This is a genomic window from Moorena sp. SIO4E2, assembly GCF_010671945.1.
Taxonomy (GTDB): Bacteria; Cyanobacteriota; Cyanobacteriia; order Cyanobacteriales; family Coleofasciculaceae; genus Moorena; species Moorena producens.
The window spans coordinates 1-1,018 of record NZ_JAAHIE010001440.1; the positions used below are offsets into that span (position 1 = coordinate 1).

The following is a 1,018-nucleotide window of genomic DNA, read 5'->3' on the forward strand; positions in this document are numbered from 1 at the left end:
CGTTGTTAATTTTAGTCATAAATAGTTTACTATTTCCTGCTTTCTATCACTATGACCAGGCTTTGAGGTCTCAGATCAATGTGCGCCAACGGACTATTGATGAAACATTTAATATCATTCATAATGGTCCAATGCAAACACTAGCGTACATTATTACGCGCATTCAAAACCAGGATTTGCAAGAAGATGAATTACTGTTGAAACTTAAAACTATCAAGGATGACATCTGGGAAATTGCAGACTACCTCAAACAAGAAACTCTGACTCAAGAAGAAACTATCCGTCTAGGAAGTAACCTAAAACTGCAATTGAAGCTTCCAATCCATAAGCTGTTTTCTGCAGTCTGTAGAGATACCCTGCAACGGCATCTTCCTCATTTTAATACCCTTAAGGTTAAAGCCCTTAAATTTGAGGAGATCCCGGAACAATATTTAACTATTGAGCAAAAGCGAGAACTCTGCCAGTTTATCGAAGAAGCTTTGTACAATGTCGGGAAACATGCTAAGGGAGTAACTCGTCTTAGTGCGACTGGTAAGCTACATGAGAACCGGTACACTCTAAGTGTTAAAGATAATGGCTCTGGTATCTGTTCATCCTCTGAAAACCGAGGAACAAAGCAAGCTAAAGCTCTGGCGAAACAACTAGGAGGAACATTTAAGCGAGAGCCCATTTCTCCCCAAGGAACTCTGTGCGAGTTAACCTGGCCTCTAGCAGGTCGTAACTGGAGTATTGCTAAAGTTAGCTATGGCTTTAAAACTCTTTTTTTGAAAGTTTTTAAATATCCCAAAAAATTCTAAAATAGTTGCGTAGGGTGCGTTAGGGGTGGGATTGCCCTGATTTTCCGCCTCTTTGCCAGCGTTGAAATAGCCCACACCGTAACGCACCATCGGCTCAAACTAAATAAATCTAAAGTCTCTGCAAATTTTCCTGACCAGAGGAACTTTTCTCATGTCTTGATGCAGTCGCTCATGGAGAGCCCAATTCCCGATTCCTAATTCTAACTTCTAACTTCTAAATT

General features: G+C 40.5%; 1 protein-coding gene. It reads left to right on the top strand.

Features of this window, described 5'->3' with window-relative positions; all coding sequences use genetic code 11:
• Positions 1–797: sensor histidine kinase (locus F6K37_RS44325; RefSeq protein WP_502887851.1), on the top strand; the 797-nt coding region annotated here is incomplete at its 5' end.
• Positions 798–1,018 lie beyond the last annotated feature (221 nt).